15 protein-coding genes are annotated in these 15,865 nt (G+C 73.3%); 13 read left to right on the top strand and 2 right to left on the bottom strand.

The features are described 5' to 3' along the window. The first annotated feature begins 16 nt into the window (after positions 1-16). The 8 genes from AB0O11_RS26460 (at position 17) to mutM (ending at position 5,889) form a co-directional block, all read left to right on the top strand. Positions 17-550 (top strand): hypothetical protein, encoded by a 534-nt coding sequence (locus AB0O11_RS26460; RefSeq protein ID WP_224278597.1) that lies wholly within the window; start codon positions 17-19, stop codon positions 548-550. 122 nt (positions 551-672) lie between these two features. Next, positions 673-1,257 carry a 16S rRNA (guanine(966)-N(2))-methyltransferase RsmD gene (rsmD, locus tag AB0O11_RS26455; protein ID WP_363391779.1) on the top strand — a complete coding sequence of 195 codons (585 nt, stop codon included), beginning with the start codon at positions 673-675 and terminating at the stop codon, positions 1,255-1,257. Positions 1,258-1,306: 49 nt separating this feature from the next. After that, positions 1,307-1,798, top strand: a complete 492-nt coding sequence (gene coaD / locus AB0O11_RS26450; RefSeq protein WP_224278593.1) for a pantetheine-phosphate adenylyltransferase — start codon at positions 1,307-1,309, stop codon at positions 1,796-1,798. A gap of 187 nt (positions 1,799-1,985) precedes the next feature. Then, entirely contained in the window at positions 1,986-3,164 is a 1,179-nt protein-coding gene (locus tag AB0O11_RS26445) for an ATP synthase F0 subunit B (RefSeq protein ID WP_363391777.1), read from the top strand. 162 nt (positions 3,165-3,326) lie between these two features. Beyond that, positions 3,327-3,971, top strand: a complete 645-nt coding sequence (locus AB0O11_RS26440; protein WP_363391775.1) for a DUF177 domain-containing protein — start codon at positions 3,327-3,329, stop codon at positions 3,969-3,971. A 2-nt stretch (positions 3,972-3,973) separates the two neighbouring features. Beyond that, positions 3,974-4,147 (top strand): 50S ribosomal protein L32, encoded by a 174-nt coding sequence (gene rpmF, locus AB0O11_RS26435; protein WP_030275709.1) that lies wholly within the window; start codon positions 3,974-3,976, stop codon positions 4,145-4,147. 20 nt (positions 4,148-4,167) lie between these two features. Continuing rightward, positions 4,168-4,956 carry a ribonuclease III gene (rnc, locus tag AB0O11_RS26430; RefSeq protein WP_224278587.1) on the top strand — a complete coding sequence of 263 codons (789 nt, stop codon included), beginning with the start codon at positions 4,168-4,170 and terminating at the stop codon, positions 4,954-4,956. Positions 4,957-5,010: 54 nt separating this feature from the next. Beyond that, positions 5,011-5,889, top strand: coding sequence for a bifunctional DNA-formamidopyrimidine glycosylase/DNA-(apurinic or apyrimidinic site) lyase (mutM, locus tag AB0O11_RS26425; RefSeq protein WP_363391773.1), 879 nt, complete (start codon positions 5,011-5,013; stop codon positions 5,887-5,889). A 7-nt stretch (positions 5,890-5,896) separates the two neighbouring features. Here mutM and AB0O11_RS26420 read toward each other — a convergent pair whose 3' ends face one another. Continuing rightward, positions 5,897-6,817: a hypothetical protein gene (locus AB0O11_RS26420; RefSeq protein ID WP_363391771.1), complete on the bottom strand. Its 921-nt coding sequence runs from the start codon at positions 6,815-6,817 to the stop codon at positions 5,897-5,899. Between the two features lie 319 nt (positions 6,818-7,136). On the opposite strand from AB0O11_RS26420, the gene AB0O11_RS26415 reads away from it, so the two are divergent. From AB0O11_RS26415 to ftsY, 5 genes are all read left to right on the top strand, one after another. Continuing rightward, positions 7,137-8,474 carry a hypothetical protein gene (locus AB0O11_RS26415; RefSeq protein WP_363391770.1) on the top strand — a complete coding sequence of 446 codons (1,338 nt, stop codon included), beginning with the start codon at positions 7,137-7,139 and terminating at the stop codon, positions 8,472-8,474. A gap of 137 nt (positions 8,475-8,611) precedes the next feature. Next, positions 8,612-8,911, top strand: coding sequence for an acylphosphatase (locus AB0O11_RS26410; RefSeq protein ID WP_363391768.1), 300 nt, complete (start codon positions 8,612-8,614; stop codon positions 8,909-8,911). 446 nt (positions 8,912-9,357) lie between these two features. After that, positions 9,358-9,561 carry a hypothetical protein gene (locus AB0O11_RS26405; protein ID WP_224278577.1) on the top strand — a complete coding sequence of 68 codons (204 nt, stop codon included), beginning with the start codon at positions 9,358-9,360 and terminating at the stop codon, positions 9,559-9,561. A gap of 161 nt (positions 9,562-9,722) precedes the next feature. Then, on the top strand, positions 9,723-13,376 hold the full coding sequence (gene smc / locus AB0O11_RS26400; protein WP_363391766.1) for a chromosome segregation protein SMC: 3,654 nt from the start codon (positions 9,723-9,725) through the stop codon (positions 13,374-13,376). A gap of 238 nt (positions 13,377-13,614) precedes the next feature. Then, the gene (ftsY, locus tag AB0O11_RS26395) at positions 13,615-14,832 is read left to right on the top strand and encodes a signal recognition particle-docking protein FtsY (protein WP_363391764.1); all 1,218 of its coding nucleotides are present in this window, start codon (positions 13,615-13,617) and stop codon (positions 14,830-14,832) included. Positions 14,833-14,943: 111 nt separating this feature from the next. Here ftsY and AB0O11_RS26390 read toward each other — a convergent pair whose 3' ends face one another. Continuing rightward, on the bottom strand, positions 14,944-15,636 hold the full coding sequence (locus AB0O11_RS26390; RefSeq protein ID WP_363391762.1) for a bifunctional DNA primase/polymerase: 693 nt from the start codon (positions 15,634-15,636) through the stop codon (positions 14,944-14,946). Between the last annotated feature and the right edge of the window lie 229 nt (positions 15,637-15,865).

Raw genomic sequence — 15,865 nt, 5'->3', positions numbered from 1 at the left:
ACTTGGGGGTCATGCCATGGCATTCCGTCATCTCAACGAGCTCCCGCTGGGCGACAAGGTCTTCCGGATCGAACTCGCCAGCGACGACGACCGCGAGGTCACCCTCACCCTGACCGGCTGGCGTGAGGGGGCGGCCGCCTCGCCGCTCGCCTCGGGCAAGCTCCGCCTGCCGGTCGAGGACGTCGCCTCGCTGCGGATCGCGCTCAACCGCGCGCTGCGGGCGCTGGCGATCGTCGCCGACGTCTCCGAGCCCATCCCCGACCGCGACGTGCTGCGCGAGCTGTACCCCGGCCACGGCGCCCCCTGGGTGCCGCAGCACGAGGAGGAGCTGGTCCGGCGCTTCCACGACGGCGAGACCATCGCCCGGATCGCCGCCCGCTTCGGCCGTACGCCCGACTCCGTCCGGACCAAGCTGCGCGAGCTCGGGCACGACCCGCGCCGCCCCGAGTTCTGCCCGCCCGACGGCTGCCTGTCCTGGTCCCGCTACGCCTCGCCGGCCCTGCTCGGCGCGGGCGTCCCGGCCCAGTCGGCGGGCTCCGAGGCGAGCTGAGCACCGCGTGCAGGAGTGCGGCCCGGCGGGATGTTCCTGCCGGGCCGCGCCCGTCCGGCGTGAGCGCGGTGCGGTGATCGGGATAGCGTGGTCGGGCAGCGACGAAAGGACCTCCCACCACCATGACCCGCGTGATCGCCGGGGCGGCCGGCGGCCGCCGGCTGGCCGTACCGCCCGGCCGGGGCACCCGCCCGACCTCCGACAAGGCCCGTGAGGCGATGTTCTCCACCCTGGAGGCGCTGCACGGCACCCTGCACGGGGCCCGGATGCTGGACCTGTTCGGCGGATCGGGCGCGGTCGGCCTGGAGGCGCTGTCGCGCGGCGCAGAGCACGTCCTGCTGGTCGAGGCCGACAGCCAGGCGGCCCGGGTGATCCGGGAGAACGTCCGCACGATCGGCCTGCCGGGCGCCGAGGTACGGGCCGCGAAGGCGGAGAAGGTGATCGTCGGGCCGTCTCCGCAGAGCCCGTACGACCTGGTGTTCCTCGATCCGCCGTATGCCGTGACGGACGAGGAACTGCGCGAGATGCTGATCACACTGTCGGCTGGAGGCTGGCTCGCGGACGAGGCACTCGTCACCGTGGAGCGCAGCACCCGCGGCGGCAGGTTCGACTGGCCCGAGGGTTTCGAGGAGTTGCGCTCCCGCCGCTACGGCGAGGGCACGCTCTGGTACGGTCGCGCCGCCGCCGCGGCCGGCGATCACGAGTAGCGGGCCGCGGCCCGCAGCAGCCGTCACCCCACGAGGGAGCACACACGCCATGCGTCGAGCCGTCTGTCCCGGTTCGTTCGACCCGATCCACAACGGCCACCTCGACATCATCGAGCGCGCCTCGAAGCTGTACGACGTGGTGCACGTCGCGGTCCTGGTGAACCCGAACAAGCAGGGCATGTTCAGCATCGCGGAGCGGATCGGCCTGATCGAGGAGGTCACCGCGGAGTTCGGCAACGTGGTGGTCGAGTCGCACCAGGGCCTGCTGGTGGACTACTGCCGCGAGCGCGGCATCCCGGCGATCGTCAAGGGCCTGCGCGCGGTCAGCGACTTCGACTACGAACTGCAGATGGCGCACATGAACAACGGCCTGACCGGCGTGGAGACGCTGTTCCTGCCGACCTCGCCGACGTACAGCTTCCTCTCCTCGACGCTGGCCAAGGAGGTCGCCTCGTACGGCGGCGACGTCTCGCACCTGCTGCCCGCGACGGTGCACCGCCGGCTGGTCGAGCGGATCGCGGAGCGCAAGGCCGCGCAGTAGTCCGCTGCCTGTCCGTTTCTGCCGGTTCGTCACGAATTGTCCTGTGGGCGGAAGACCGGTTCGGCTCAGGCGTTGTGACCCCGCCCGGCCGTGGCCGTACAGTCTGTATTCCTGCCCTGCGGTGAGGTCCACCGCGTCGGGCCTGCCTCCGCCGGACCGTCGGCGGCACACGGAAAGACGAAGCCCCGTGGACGTGCAGAACAAGGTCGACGAGATCGTGGCGGCGGTCGAGAACGCCCGCTCGATGCCGATGTCGGCCTCCTGCGTGGTGAACCGGGCCGAGCTGATCGGCCTGCTCAACGACCTCAAGTCGGCCCTGCCCGCCGAACTCGCCCAGGCCCAGTCGGTGATGGCCGACCACGAGCAGGTGGTGGCGGGCGCCCAGGCCGAGGCCGAGCGGATCATCCAGGGCGCGCACGCCGAGCGCGGCTCGCTGATCTCGGACACCGAAGTGGTCCGCCAGGCCCAGGCCCAGGCCGACCGGATCCTCGCCGAGGCGCGCGCCGAGGTCGACGCCAAGCGGGCCGAGGCCGACGACTACGTGGACAGCAAGCTCGCCAACTTCGAGGTCGTGCTCACCAAGACGCTCGGTGCGGTCGGCCGCGGCCGCACCAAGCTGCGCGGCGACTCCAGCGTCTTCGAGACCGAGCCCGAGGGCGAGGGCGACGGCGAGGAGTTCCGCCCGCAGCGGCTCAGCCCGAGCCCCGAGGTGGACGAGTACGTCGATGTGAAGCTCGCCACCCTGGAGAACGTGCTCGGCGCCACCCTGGAGGCGGTCGGCAAGGGCCGGGACAAGCTGCTCGGCAAGCGGCCCATCGACGAGTTGGGCGCCTACCTGGCCGCGGCCGACCAGGCCCAGCAGGCCAAGGAGCGGGCCGAGGCGGTGGCGGCGGGCTTCGCCCAGGACGCCGATGGCGAGGACATCGCCTGGTACCGCGAGGACGTCCCGCAGCAGCAGACCTGGCCGGAGCAGACCCCGGCCGCGGCCGGCTGGCAGGCCCCCGGCACCGACCAGTACGCGGCCGCCCAGCAGCCGGGCGGGCAGTACGCCGAGGTGTACGGCGGCGGCTACGACCCGGCCGGCCAGGGTGACCCGTACAACACCCAGTGGGGCCAGGGCGGCTACGGGCAGCAGGGCTACCCGGAGCAGCAGCAGGGTGGCTACGGCTATTCCCCGCAGCAGCCGGGCTACGCCGCGCAGTCGTACGACGGCTACACCTACCCCCAGGCGCCCGCCGCCCCGCCGGCCGTGCCGCACCCGCAGCAGGGCCAGGGGCAGGGCCAGGGACAGGGTCTGGACGAGACCAGCTTCTTCGACACCAGCATGATCGACATGACCAGGCTGCGGGAGCTCGGCGGCCGCTGAGCGGGCGGTGCGGGAGTCTCCTGACGGGACCGAAGTTGGGCCTGGCGGGAGACTCCGGTAGTCTGACCACTCCGGCCTCTCCATGTCCGGCTGTCGGCTTGCCCGCGCAACGCCGACCGGACGGAGACGCAATCGAAGATTCCCCATGGAAGTCAGGACACCGTGAACCGCCTCGACCACCGCGACCCCCTCGTGTTCGACACGCACGAGCTCGGTCGTCGCCCGGGCTCGATGCGCAAGGTGAGCCGGACCGTGGAGGCCCCCGAGGGCTTCGGGATCATCGACGTGATCGGTGTGCCGGAGAAGAGCCCGATCGAGCTGGAGCTCCGCCTGGAGTCCGTGGTCGAGGGCGTGCTGGTCACCGGCACCGCCGAGACCCACGTCGAGGGCGAGTGCGTCCGGTGCCTGGAGCCCGTCGAGTTCGACGTCGACGTGGACTTCCAGGAGCTGTACTACTACCCGGAGTCCGACGAGCGCCATCGCGCCCGGACCGCCGGGGCCGAGGACCTCGACGAGGACTCGGAAGAAGAGACTTACCGGCTGGAGGGCGACTTCTTCGACCTCCAGCCGGTGCTGCGTGACGCGGTGGTGCTCGCACTGCCGCTGCAGCCGGTGTGCCAGGAAGACTGCCTGGGCCTGTGCTCCGAGTGCGGAGCGCGCCTGAGTGACGACCCGGCGCACCACCACGATGCCGTCGACCCCCGGTGGGCGGCTCTGCAGGGACTCTCCGCCGCCCCCGGCGACGAGGGTGACGGATCTAAGAACAGCGACACCCGTGAGGGTCTCGCCGAGAACCAGGAGAAGTAGCCGTGGCTGTTCCGAAGCGGAAGATGTCGCGCAGCAACACGCGCCACCGCCGTTCCAACTGGAAGGCCGTTGCCCCGGCCCTCGTGGCGTGCGACCGCTGCCACGAGCCGAAGCTGGCGCACATCGCGTGCCCGAGCTGCGGCACGTACAACCGTCGCCAGGTCCTCTCGGTCTGATCGGCGGGGTGTACGGATCGATGTCGGACGGTAACTCCACCCGCAAGGCGTCCACCGCCCCGAAGGGTTCTTCGGGCGGCGGCAAGGCCGGCGGGCCGGCTTCGACCGAATACGACGTCCTGGAAGGGCGCCTCGGGTACACGCTTGAGCGCGCCCTTCTGGTACGTGCCCTGACCCACCGCTCGTACGCGTACGAGAACGGTGGGCTGCCCACCAACGAACGCCTGGAATTCCTCGGCGACTCGGTGCTGGGCCTGGTGGTGACCGACACCCTCTACCGCGTCCACCCGGACGTCCCGGAGGGAACGCTCGCCAAGCTGCGCGCCGCGGTGGTCAACTCCCGCGCGCTCGCGGACGTCGGCCGTGGCCTGGAGCTCGGCGCGTTCATCCGGCTCGGCAAGGGCGAGGAGGGCACCGGCGGCCGCGACAAGTCGTCGATCCTCGCCGACACCGTCGAGGCCGTGATCGGCGCCATCTACCTGGACCAGGGACTGGACGCGGCCACCGAGTTCGTCCACCGGCTGTTCGACCCGCTGATCGAGGAGTCCTCTCAGCTGGGCGCCGGCCTGGACTGGAAGACCAGCCTCCAGGAGCTCACCGCCTCGGTGGGCATCGGAGTGCCGGAGTACGTGGTCATGGAGTCCGGTCCGGACCACGAGAAGACCTTCACCGCGGCGGCCCGGGTGGCCGGCGAGGACTTCGGCAGCGGCGTCGGCCGCTCGAAGAAGGAAGCCGAGCAGAAGGCCGCAGAGAGCGCCTGGCGCGCGATCAAGGAGAAGTACGCCGACCGGCTGCCCGCCGGGGCGTGACATCGAAGTAGCCTTCACTCCTGCTGATCCGTACCGAGCAGGAGGCGTGTTCCCGTGCCCGAACTTCCCGAGGTCGAGGTCGTCCGCCGTGGTCTGGCCAACTGGGTGGCCGGGCGGACCGTCGCCGACGTCCAGGTGCTGCACCCGCGCGCGGTGCGCCGCCAGCCGGCCGGCGCGGCCGACTTCGCGGCCCGGCTGACCGGCACCACCCTCGGCACCGCGCAGCGGCGCGGCAAGTACCTGTGGGTGCCGCTGGCCGGTACCGGGGCAGGATTCTCGCTGATCGGCCACCTCGGGATGAGCGGCCAACTCCTCGTCCAGGACCCGTCCGTACCCGACGAGACGCACCTGCGGGTGCGGCTGCGCTTCGCCGACGGCGGGCGCGAACTGCGCTTCGTCGATCAGCGGACCTTCGGCGGCCTGGCGGTCGAGGAGGCCGAGGACGGCGACCCGGAGGGCACCCCGGTCTCCATCGCGCACATCGCCCGCGACCCGCTCGACCCGCGCTTCGACGACGCCGCCTTCGTGGCCGCGCTGCGCGCCAAGCGGACCACGGTCAAGCGCGCCCTGCTCGACCAGACCCTGATCAGCGGCGTCGGCAACATCTACGCCGACGAGGCGCTGTGGCGCTCCGGACTGCACTACGAGCGCCCGACCGCGACGCTCACCCGCCCGAAGGCCCTGCTCCTGCTGGCCAACGCCCGGGACGTGATGACCTCGGCGCTCGCCGTCGGCGGCACCAGCTTCGACAGCCTCTACGTCAACGTGAACGGCGAGAGCGGCTACTTCTCCCGGGACCTCGACGCCTACGGCCGCGAGCAGGAGCCCTGCCGCCGCTGCGGCACCCCGATCCGGCGGGCGGCCTGGATGAACCGCTCCAGCTACTTCTGCCCCCGCTGCCAGCGCGTGCCGCGCACCCGCAGCGGGGGCTGAGCCCGTGCTACCTCCGGGCGAGTTCGGACTCCTCCGAGGCCGCCTCCCCGGCCGCGCCGTGGGTGTCCTGGCCGAAGTAGGCGACCCCGACCGCGGCGACCACCGCGAGCAGGAAGCCGATCACGCCGAGCCAGCCCAGGCCGGCCTTGGAGGAGTCGCCGAGCCAGAGCACGCCGACCGCGCCGGGCAGCACCGTCTCGCCGACCACCAGTGCGGCGGTCGCGCCGTTCACCGAGCCGATCTGGAGCGCCACGGTGTGGATGTACATCCCGCCGATGCCGCCGACCAGCACCGCGTACAGCGCCGGGTCGGAGAGCAGCGAGCCGAGGTCGAACGGCTCGATGCCGTTGAGGATGCGCACCCCGACGCCCAGGGCGCCGAAGCCGAGGCCGGAGAGCAGACCGGCGACGATCGCGCCGTTGGAGCCCATCCACCGCACCAGCAGGCTGCCGCCGACCAGCAGCACGGTGGTGATGATCAGCAGCCACCAGTGGAAGGACATCGCCGCGTGGTGGCCGCCCTCCGGTCCGGCCGAGACGGCCAGCAGCACCAGCGCCGAGCAGAGCACGGCGATCGAGGCCCACTCCAGCTGCTTGAGCCGGATGCCCAGCAGCTTGATGCTGAGCACCGCGGTGATCACCAGGTTGGCGCTGATGATGGTCTGGGAGAGGAACAGCGGCAGCAGCCGGGCGGCCAGCGCGCCGAGCCCGAAACCGATCAGGTCGAGCACCGTGCCGAGGATGAACTCCCAGGTGACGGCGGCCTTCGCGGTCGAGGACAGGCTCGGGCCGCCGTGCTCGGTGGTCGAGGTGGTGGCGCCCTTGGCCGCCTCCTCCCGGGCGGAGCGGCGGGATCCGACGGCCTGGAGGACCGAGCCGGTGCCGTAGCAGGCGGATGCCGCCACGGCAGTGACGAGGCCGATGATCACCGAGCGCTCCGATCGGGAGTTGGGTCAAGAACATGCTGAGTAAAGAAAAGGCAATGGGACCGGTGGTCCGGGACCACTATGCCCGTTCGCACGGTACGGTCGGCACGCCCCCGCAGTGCCCCGAACCCGGGCCGGGCCCGCCGGAACGTACGTCCGGGAACCTCCCGCGGTTCCCGCGCGGGCCCCGTTTCAGGGGTGGCCGGGGGAAACATCATCCCCGAGGAGGGGAGCGGCCCCGGCGGTCGGCGGGGAGCCTCGTCAATACCAGTATGCGAAGGGTATGGCGTGCTTGCGGGCCGGTCACGGTAGCGTCGGGGGCATGAGAACCCTTGCACGACGTTCCCGGGGCGCCGGGCCGCTTGCCCTGGTGGCGGCGCTGCTCGGGCTGCTGCTCCTGCTGGCGCCGGCGGCCTCGGCCGCGGGCGGGCTGAGCGATGCCGCCGCCACCCTGAAGAAGGGCCAGGTCTACGTCGCCCCGGCCATGACCAGCCGCTTCAGCCAGTCCCAGGCGGACGCTCTGACGAAGAAGATCGACAAGGCCGACAAGCCGATCTTCATCGCGGTCATCCCCGACTCCGCGTACGCGAAGTCCACCCTCCAGGACCTCCGCACCCTGGTGGGCATCGACGGCGTCTACGCGGTCTGGCACGACGGCACGCTCGACGCCGGCGGCGACCGCGGCGCGATGGGCGCCGGTCAGCCGCAGCGCATCGCCGGCGCGGCCTCCCGCTCGAACGGCGGTGACATCGACGCCACCCTGAACTCCTTCGTCGACCAGGCCGCCCCGCAGACCAAGGGCACCGGGGTCAACCACAGCACCTCGATCGCCTGGGTGGTCATCCCGGTGCTGCTGCTGGTGCTGGCCGGCGCCGGGGTCTTCCTCCTGTTCCGCCGCGCCAAGAAGCGCAAGGAGGAGCAGGCCCGGGCCGAGCTGGAGCAGCTGCGCCGGGTGGTGGACGAGGACATCACCGCCTTCGGTGAGGAACTGGACCGGCTCGACTTCAACCCGGGCGCGGCGGACGCCGACGAGGCCCAGCGCACCGACTACACCCACGCCCTGGACTCGTACGAGAAGTCCAAGCGACTGATGGACGAGGCCAAGCGGCCCGAGGACGTCAAGCAGGTCACCGAGGCGATCGAGGACGGCCGGTTCGCGCTGGCCACCCTGAGCGCCCGGCGGGACAAGCGCCCGCTGCCCGAGCGCCGTCCCCCGTGCTTCATGGACCCGCGCCACGGCCCGTCCGTCAAGGACGTGGACTGGGCCCCGGCCGGCGGCTCCGCCCGTTCCGTGCCGGTCTGCCAGGCCGACGCGGACCGGGTGGCGGCCGGCCTCGACCCGGCCGTCCGCACCGTGGACACCGACCAGGGCCCGCAGCCGTACTGGAACGCCGGCCCGGCGTACGCCCCGTACGCGGGCGGCTACTACAGCAGCTTCGGCGGCGGTCTGCTGCCCGGCCTGCTGGTCGGCACCATGCTCGGCTCGATGATGAGCTCCCCGGCCTACGCGGCGGCGCCGATGATGGGCGGGGGCTACCAGGACCAGTACGAGGGCGGCGACTTCACCGGCGCCGACTTCAATGCCGCCGACTTCAGCGGCGGCGACTTCGGTGGTGGCGGCGACTTCGGCGGCGGGGACTTCGGCGGCGGGGACTGGTAACCCGCCCGAGCCGACGTCCACGTCAGCGGCCCCGCCGGTCCTCCGGCGGGGCCGCTCCCGTCCGGGTGCACGGCCGGCGTCCGCGGGGCGGGCCGGGCCGAGCTGTGACGGGGCGCGCGGGCGGCTAGGGTCGGGGCATGCACGGTCGCGACGCCCACAGTGAGGAACCGGTCCGGGTGACCGCCTGGGTCCGGGGGAAGGTCCAGCAGGTCGGGTTCCGCTGGTGGACCAGGGCGCGGGCGTTGGAGATCGGCCTGACCGGCTACGCGAGCAACCTCGGCGACGGCCGGGTGCAGGTGGTGGCCGAGGGGCTCGCGGCCGACTGCGAGCAGTTGCTGGCCCGGCTGCGCGGCCCGGGGACCCCGGGGAACGTCAGCGGGGTCACCGAGATCTGGACGGCCGTCGGCCCTGGCTACGACGGTTTCGAGATCCGCTGAGCCCGTCCCGGCCCGGCCCTTCGGCGGCCCGTCGGAGGTCTGCCGGAGGCCCGCAGCGCGGGGTTCCGGGAAAAGATCCGGAACAGTCGGTGTCACGAGGTTGCCATCCGGGCAGACTCGTGGTTGACTCCGCATCGAACGATGATCCACGAGCACGTGGTGGATCCGTCCCGAGGCCCCCAGGCGTGACGACACCGCCGGGCAGGTGACAGGGGGGCGGTAGCGTGCGGTGATCGTGTTGACCCGTACCGTCTTTGGTGAGACGCTGGAAGCCCGCGCACACGATCGCGTTTTCCCGGCAGGCGCATGCCGTCGTGGGCCCAGCTCACGGTGGTTGCGCCGTAGTGCCCAGCCAGCACTTCCGGTGGCGCGCCGCGCGTGCGTCCCCCTTCCCCCTAGACCTGTACCGTTCCGGTTCGGTCACTCAGCGTGGAGGACCATTCATCATGGCAAAGGCGCTTCTCGGGTACGTCGGCGGCCCCGACCCGCGAATGCTCTCCGAGATGCGGCGGCTTCAGCAGCGCGTCCAGGAGCTTGAAGCAGAGCTCCTGCGGATGCAGGCTGAGAACGACGCTCTGACCGCTGTCACCGGCGAGCACTCGCTGCTCAACAGCATCGATCTGGATCAGCGGGAGCCGGCTCTCACCTGAGTCCCGCCCGGTCCTCGCAGATCGACGCCGCTGTGCACTGAGCCGCCCCGAAAGGGACGCAGCTTGCAAGGGACGCCCGGATGTGGCGTCCCTTCGTCGTGTCCGACTCCGGATACAGTCGCACGCTGGGGCCCCTGGCGAGCGACGAGGAGACCGGCCGCGTGCACCTGAAGAGTCTGACGCTGCGCGGGTTCAAGTCCTTCGCCTCCAGCACCACCCTGCGCTTCGAGCCCGGCATCACCTGCGTCGTCGGCCCGAACGGCTCCGGCAAGTCGAACGTGGTCGACGCGCTGTCCTGGGTGATGGGCGAACAGGGGGCCAAGTCGCTGCGCGGCGGCAAGATGGAGGACGTCATCTTCGCCGGGACCAGCGGGCGCGCCCCGCTCGGCCGTGCCGAGGTCAGCCTCACCATCGACAACAGCGACGGCGCCCTGCCGATCGACTACTCCGAGGTGACCATCACCCGGACCATGTTCCGCAACGGCGGCAGCGAGTACGCGCTCAACGGCGAGACCTGCCGCCTGCTGGACATCCAGGAGCTGCTCTCCGACTCCGGCATCGGCCGTGAGATGCACGTCATCGTCGGGCAGGGCCAGCTGGACTCCGTGCTGCACGCCGACCCGATGGGCCGTCGCGCCTTCATCGAGGAGGCGGCCGGCGTCCTCAAGCACCGCAAGCGCAAGGAGAAGGCGCTGCGCAAGCTGGACGCGATGCAGGCCAACCTCAACCGGGTCCAGGACCTGGTGGCCGAACTGCGCCGCCAGCTCGGACCGCTCGGCCGGCAGGCCCGGATCGCCCGCCGGGCCGCCGGCATCCAGGCGGACCTGCGCGACGCCCGGCTGCGGCTGCTCGCCGACGACCTGTGCACGCTCCGCCGGGCCGTCGAGGCCGAGATCGCGGACGAGCTGGCGCTGCGGCTGCGCCGCACCACCGTCGAGCAGGAGCTGGCCGCCGCGGTCCAGCGCGAGCGTGTCCTGGAGGCGCAGGTCCAGCAGCTCGGTCCCGGTCTGGAGACCGCCCGGCAGACCTGGTACCGGCTCTCCGCGCTCGCCGAGCGCACCCGCGGCACCATCGGGCTGGCCGAGGCCCGGGCCCGGCACGCCGTCGCCGGGGGCCGGGGCGAGGAACGGCGCGGGCGCGATCCGGAGGAGCTGGAACAGGAGGCCGGGCGGGTCCGGGAGGAGGAGGCCGCGCTGACCGAGGCACTGGAGGAGGCCCGGTACGCGCTGGCCGAGGCGGTCGAGCGCAAGGACGGACTGGAGCGGGAGCTGGCCGCGGAGGAGCGCCGGCTGCGGGACGCCGCCCGGGCCATCGCCGACCGTCGGGAGGGCCTGGCCCGGCTGCAGGGGCAGGCTGCCGCCGCCCGGTCCAGGGCCGCCGCGGCGCAGGCCGAGATCGGCCGGCTCGCCGAGGCCAGGGACGAGGCGCTGCTGCGCGCCGAGGCCGCGCAGGGCGAGCTGGACGAACTCCAGCAGCAGGTGGACGGCCCGGCCGGGGACGACGCGCAGGCCGAGGCCGGGTACCGGCGGGCGCGCGAGGAGCTGGCCGCCGTCGAAGGGGAACTGGCCGCGGCGCGGGAGGTGGCCGGCGCCGCCGAGCGCGAGCGGGCCGGGCTGACCGCGCGGCACGAGGCGCTCTCCCTCGGGCTGCGCCGCAAGGACGGCACCGGCGCGCTGCTGGACGCGGGGGAGCGGCTGGGCGGGCTGCTCGGCCCGGCGGCCGCGCTGCTGCGGATCGAGGCGGGGTACGAGGTGCCGCTCGCCGCGGCGCTCGGTGCGGCGGCCGACGCGGTGGCCGTCGACTCGACGTCCGCCGCTGCCGGGGCGCTGCGGCTGCTGCGGGCCGAGGACGCCGGCCGGGCCGCGCTGCTGATCGCCGGTGTCACCGAAGTGGCGGATGCGGCTGGGGAGTTGCCGGGCGGGGCCCGCTGGGCGGCGGAACTGGTGGACGGCCCGGCCGAGTTGCTCGGCGCGGTCCGGCGGCTGCTGGCCGGGGTGGCGGTGGTCGCGGACCTCGACCAGGCGCTGCGGCTGGTCGACGAGCACCCCGGACTCTGCGCCGTCACCGCCGGCGGGGACCGGCTCGGCGCCGGCTTCGCCCAGGGCGGGTCCGGCGGTGCGCCGAGCCTGCTGGAGACCCAGGCGGCGGTGGACGAGGCGGCCCGGGCGATCCGAGAACTCACCGCGCGCTGCGCCGAGTCGGCCGAGCGGCTGGCGGAACTCACCGGGCGGCAGCGGGAGTCGGCCGCCGAGGTGGAGCAACTGGCCGAGCGGCGGCGGCAGGCGGAGAAGGAGCGCGCCCAGGTCGCCGGGGCGCTCGGCCGACTCGGCGGGCAGGCCCGTGCCGCCGCCGGGGAGGCCGAGCGGCTGTCGGCCGCCGCCGCGCGGGCCGAGCAGGGGCTGACCGAACTACTCGACGGTGCAGAGGAGTTGGCGGGTCGCCTGGCCGCCGCCGAGGAGTCGGCCGAGGCGGGGGAGGACGAGCCGGACGCCGCCGAGCAGCAGCGACTGGCCGAGGCCGCGAGCGCCGCCCGGCAGGCCGAACTGGAGGCCCGGCTCGCGGTGCGCACCCACGAGGAGCGGGTCCGCGCCCTGGCCGGCCGGGCCGACCAGCTGGACCGGGCCGCCCGCGCCGAGCGCGAGGCGCGCGCCCGGGCCGCCGAGCGCCGCCGGCGCGCCGAGCACGACGCCTCGGTGGCGAACGCCGTCGCGGCGGGCGCCCGGCAGCTGCTGGCCTGCCTGGAGGTGTCGCTGGCCCGCGCGGACGCCGGGCGGGCGGCGGTCGAGCAGGCGCGCGCCGAGCGCGAGCACGAGCTGCGCGAGCACCGCGAGCACGGCCGCGGCCTCAAGGAGGAGCTGGACAAGCTGGTCGACGCCGGGCACCGGGACGAGGTGCTGCGGGCCGAGAAGCGGCTGCGGATCGAGCAGCTGGAGGCCCGGGCGCTGGAGGAGTTCGGCATCGACGGCGGCGAGCTGCTCGCCTCGTACGGACCGGACCAGCCCGTCCCGCCCACGACGCCCGAGGACGGGACGGAGCCGGGGGAGCCGCATCCGTACGTCCGGGAGGAGCAGGAGAAGCGGCTGCGGGCGGCCGAGAAGGCGTACCAGCAGCTCGGCAAGGTCAACCCGCTGGCGCTGGAGGAGTTCGCCGCGCTGGAGGAGCGCCACCGGTTCCTCGGCGAGCAGCTGGACGACCTCAAGCGCAGCCGGCGCGACCTGCTGGACATCGTCCGGGACGTGGACCAGCGGGTCGAGCAGCTGTTCACCTCGGCCTACCACGACACCGCCGCCCAGTTCGAGGGCGTCTTCGCCCGGCTCTTCCCGGGCGGGGAGGGCCGGCTGGTGCTGACCGACCCGGACAACATGCTGACCACCGGGGTCGAGGTGGAGGCCCGCCCGCCGGGCAAGAAGGTCAAGCGGCTGTCGCTGCTGTCCGGCGGCGAGCGCTCGCTGACCGCGGTGGCGCTGCTGGTGGCGATCTTCAAGGCCCGGCCCAGTCCGTTCTACGTGATGGACGAGGTGGAGGCGGCGCTGGACGAGACCAACCTGCGGCGGCTGATCGGGATCATGGAGGAGCTGCGGGAGAGCTCCCAGCTGATCGTCATCACCCACCAGAAGCTCACCATGGAGTCGGCCGACGCGCTGTACGGGGTGACCATGAAGGGGGACGGCATTTCGCAGGTGATCAGCCAGCGGCTGCGCGTGGGGGCACCTCCCGGCCGCCAGGCCGGGGGAGAGCACCGGGGACGCAGATCGCGTGCCGTGCCACTTCGGCAGCGAGAGGAGGCGAGTACCTCCGGGCCGACGGGGCACTGACCCGACGGCCTGAGCCGGGGCAGCTGCCCTCGGCGGGAGCGATCCCGGATACTGGAGCGGTTGTGACTCCTCCCCCTCGTGTGAGGGGGCTTCTCACTCAGCCGTCGGACGACCTCGTGACGGCCAAGCCCTGACCGGTGCCGGACGGCACAGCGGCCAGCGTAGGGGAGGCGGGGACGCTCGTGCGTCGGTGACCGAAGGATCACTCTGATCGAGGGACCCAACGAAGGAGATTTATGTGGAATACGTGATCCTCGCCGTAGTCATCGCCGTGATCGCCATCGGCGCGATCGCGGGCCTCGTGGTTTCCGGCAGACGACGCCGGCAGCTGCCCCCGAAGTCGCAGGCGCCGGTCATCACGGCGCCGAAGCCCACCCCGCAGGAGCCCCAGGTCGGCGAGGAGGCCGCGCCGCCGACCGAGGCACCCCGCCGCACCGTCGAGGAGGTGGAACTCCCGGCGGAGGCCGAGGCCCCCGAGGCCGTCGAGGTCGAGCCCGCCGAGGCCGAGGCGGCGCCCGCCGTCGAGGTCCCCGAGCCCACGGCGGGCCGGCTGGTCCGGCTGCGCTCGCGGCTCTCCCGCTCGCAGAACTCGCTCGGCAAGGGCCTGCTCTCGCTGCTCTCCCGGGAGCACCTGGACGAGGACACCTGGGAGGAGATCGAGGAGACGCTGCTCACCGCCGACGTCGGCGTCGCCCCGACCCAGGAGCTGGTCGAGCGGCTGCGCACCCGGGTGAAGGTGCTCGGCACCCGTACGCCCGAGGAGCTGCGCGCGCTGCTGCGCGAGGAGCTGGTGGAACTGGTCGGCAAGGACGCCGACCGCGCCGTCCGCTCCACCCGGCACGAGGAGGGCCCGGCGGTGGTCCTGGTGGTCGGCGTCAACGGCGTCGGCAAGACCACCACCACCGGCAAGCTGGCCCGCGTCCTGGTCGCCGACGGCCGCACGGTGGTGCTCGGCGCCGCCGACACCTTCCGCGCCGCCGCCGCCGACCAGCTCCAGACCTGGGGCGAGCGGGTGGGGGCGCGCACCGTGCGCGGCCCGGAGGGCGGGGACCCGGCCTCGATCGCCTTCGACGCGGTCAAGGAGGGCATCGCCGAGGGCGCGGACACCGTGCTGATCGACACCGCCGGCCGCCTGCACACCAAGACCGGCCTGATGGACGAGCTGGGCAAGGTCAAGCGGGTCGTCGAGAAGCACGGCCCGGTGGACGAGGTGCTGCTGGTGCTGGACGCCACCACCGGCCAGAACGGCCTGATCCAGGCCCGGGTGTTCGCCGAGGTGGTCGACATCACCGGCATCGTGCTGACCAAGCTGGACGGCACCGCCAAGGGCGGCATCGTGGTCGCGGTCCAGCGCGACCTGGGCGTGCCGGTCAAGCTGATCGGCCTGGGCGAGGGCGCGGACGACCTGGCTCCGTTCGAGCCGGGGGCGTTCGTGGACGCGCTGATCGGGGACTGAGGACCCCGCGTACGACGAGCGTACGAAGGCCGTACGAAGGCCGTGCGAAGGGCCCGCCCCCTCCTGGGGGCGGGCCCTCTCGCGTGCCCGGACCACCGCCGGGCCGGTGGGTCAGGACGCCAGCCAGGCCGGCTCGGCGGTGCGCTCGCGGCTGCGGTGGCAGGCGTAGGCGAGGGTGCCGAGCAGCAGTCGGGCCTCGGGCGGGCAGCCCGCGTTGTCGCGGGTGGGGCGGCGCAGCCAGCGGACCGGGCCGAGGCCGTCGAGGACGGTGGGCGGGGCGGCGACGTAGCTGCCCTCGCCGTGGCAGGTCAGGTCGAGCGCGGCGTCGTCCCAGCCCATCCGGTACAGCAGGTCCGGCAGGCGCCGGGCGGTGCCGGCGGCGACCAGGAACTGGAGCCGGCCGGTGGGGGAGGCGAGCACCGGGCCCACCTGGGTGCCCATCCGCTCCAGCCGGACCAGTGCCTGGAGGCCGGCCTGCTCGGGGACGTCCAGGACGTCGAAGGCGCGGCCGGTGGGGAACAGCACCGAGCCCTCGGCGCGGGTGGCGCGGGCCCGGCGGCCGCCGCCCGGCACGGGGTGCAGGCCGGGTGCGGCGCAGCAGGGGGAACCGCAGGGACAGCGGGTCGGGGCGGTGGCGCCGGTGGCCGGGGTGCTGGTGGCCGGGTCGCCGGTGGCGACCGCCCAGCCCCAGCGGCCGGTGTACTCCGCGGCGGCCTGGGACGCGGTGACCTTGGTGCGGCGGCGCGCGCCCAGCGGTACCAGCCGCAGGTGCCCCAGTCGAAGTTCGCCGAACAGGTTGTCCATGCCTCCCCCAACAGGATCTCGTTGCCGATGGTTACGGGACGGTGACTGTGTGTCGATTGTCAGCTGTGTGGTGCGTAGTGCAGTGGCGGCGCGCAGCGCATGGTGTGCGCCTGTTCCGCCGACACGCCTCGGGCGCCGCCTTGTGGGGGCGGCGCCGATGCCGGATCGTCGTGTGCGTGAGACTGCCGCCGTCCCGAGTGGACGGTGAACTCGCGTGTGGCTGCGGTGG

The organism is Kitasatospora sp. NPDC093102 (assembly GCF_040683915.1).
In the GTDB taxonomy this organism is placed as follows: domain Bacteria; phylum Actinomycetota; class Actinomycetes; order Streptomycetales; family Streptomycetaceae; genus Kitasatospora.
This window is presented reverse-complemented; position numbering and strand designations above follow the sequence as displayed.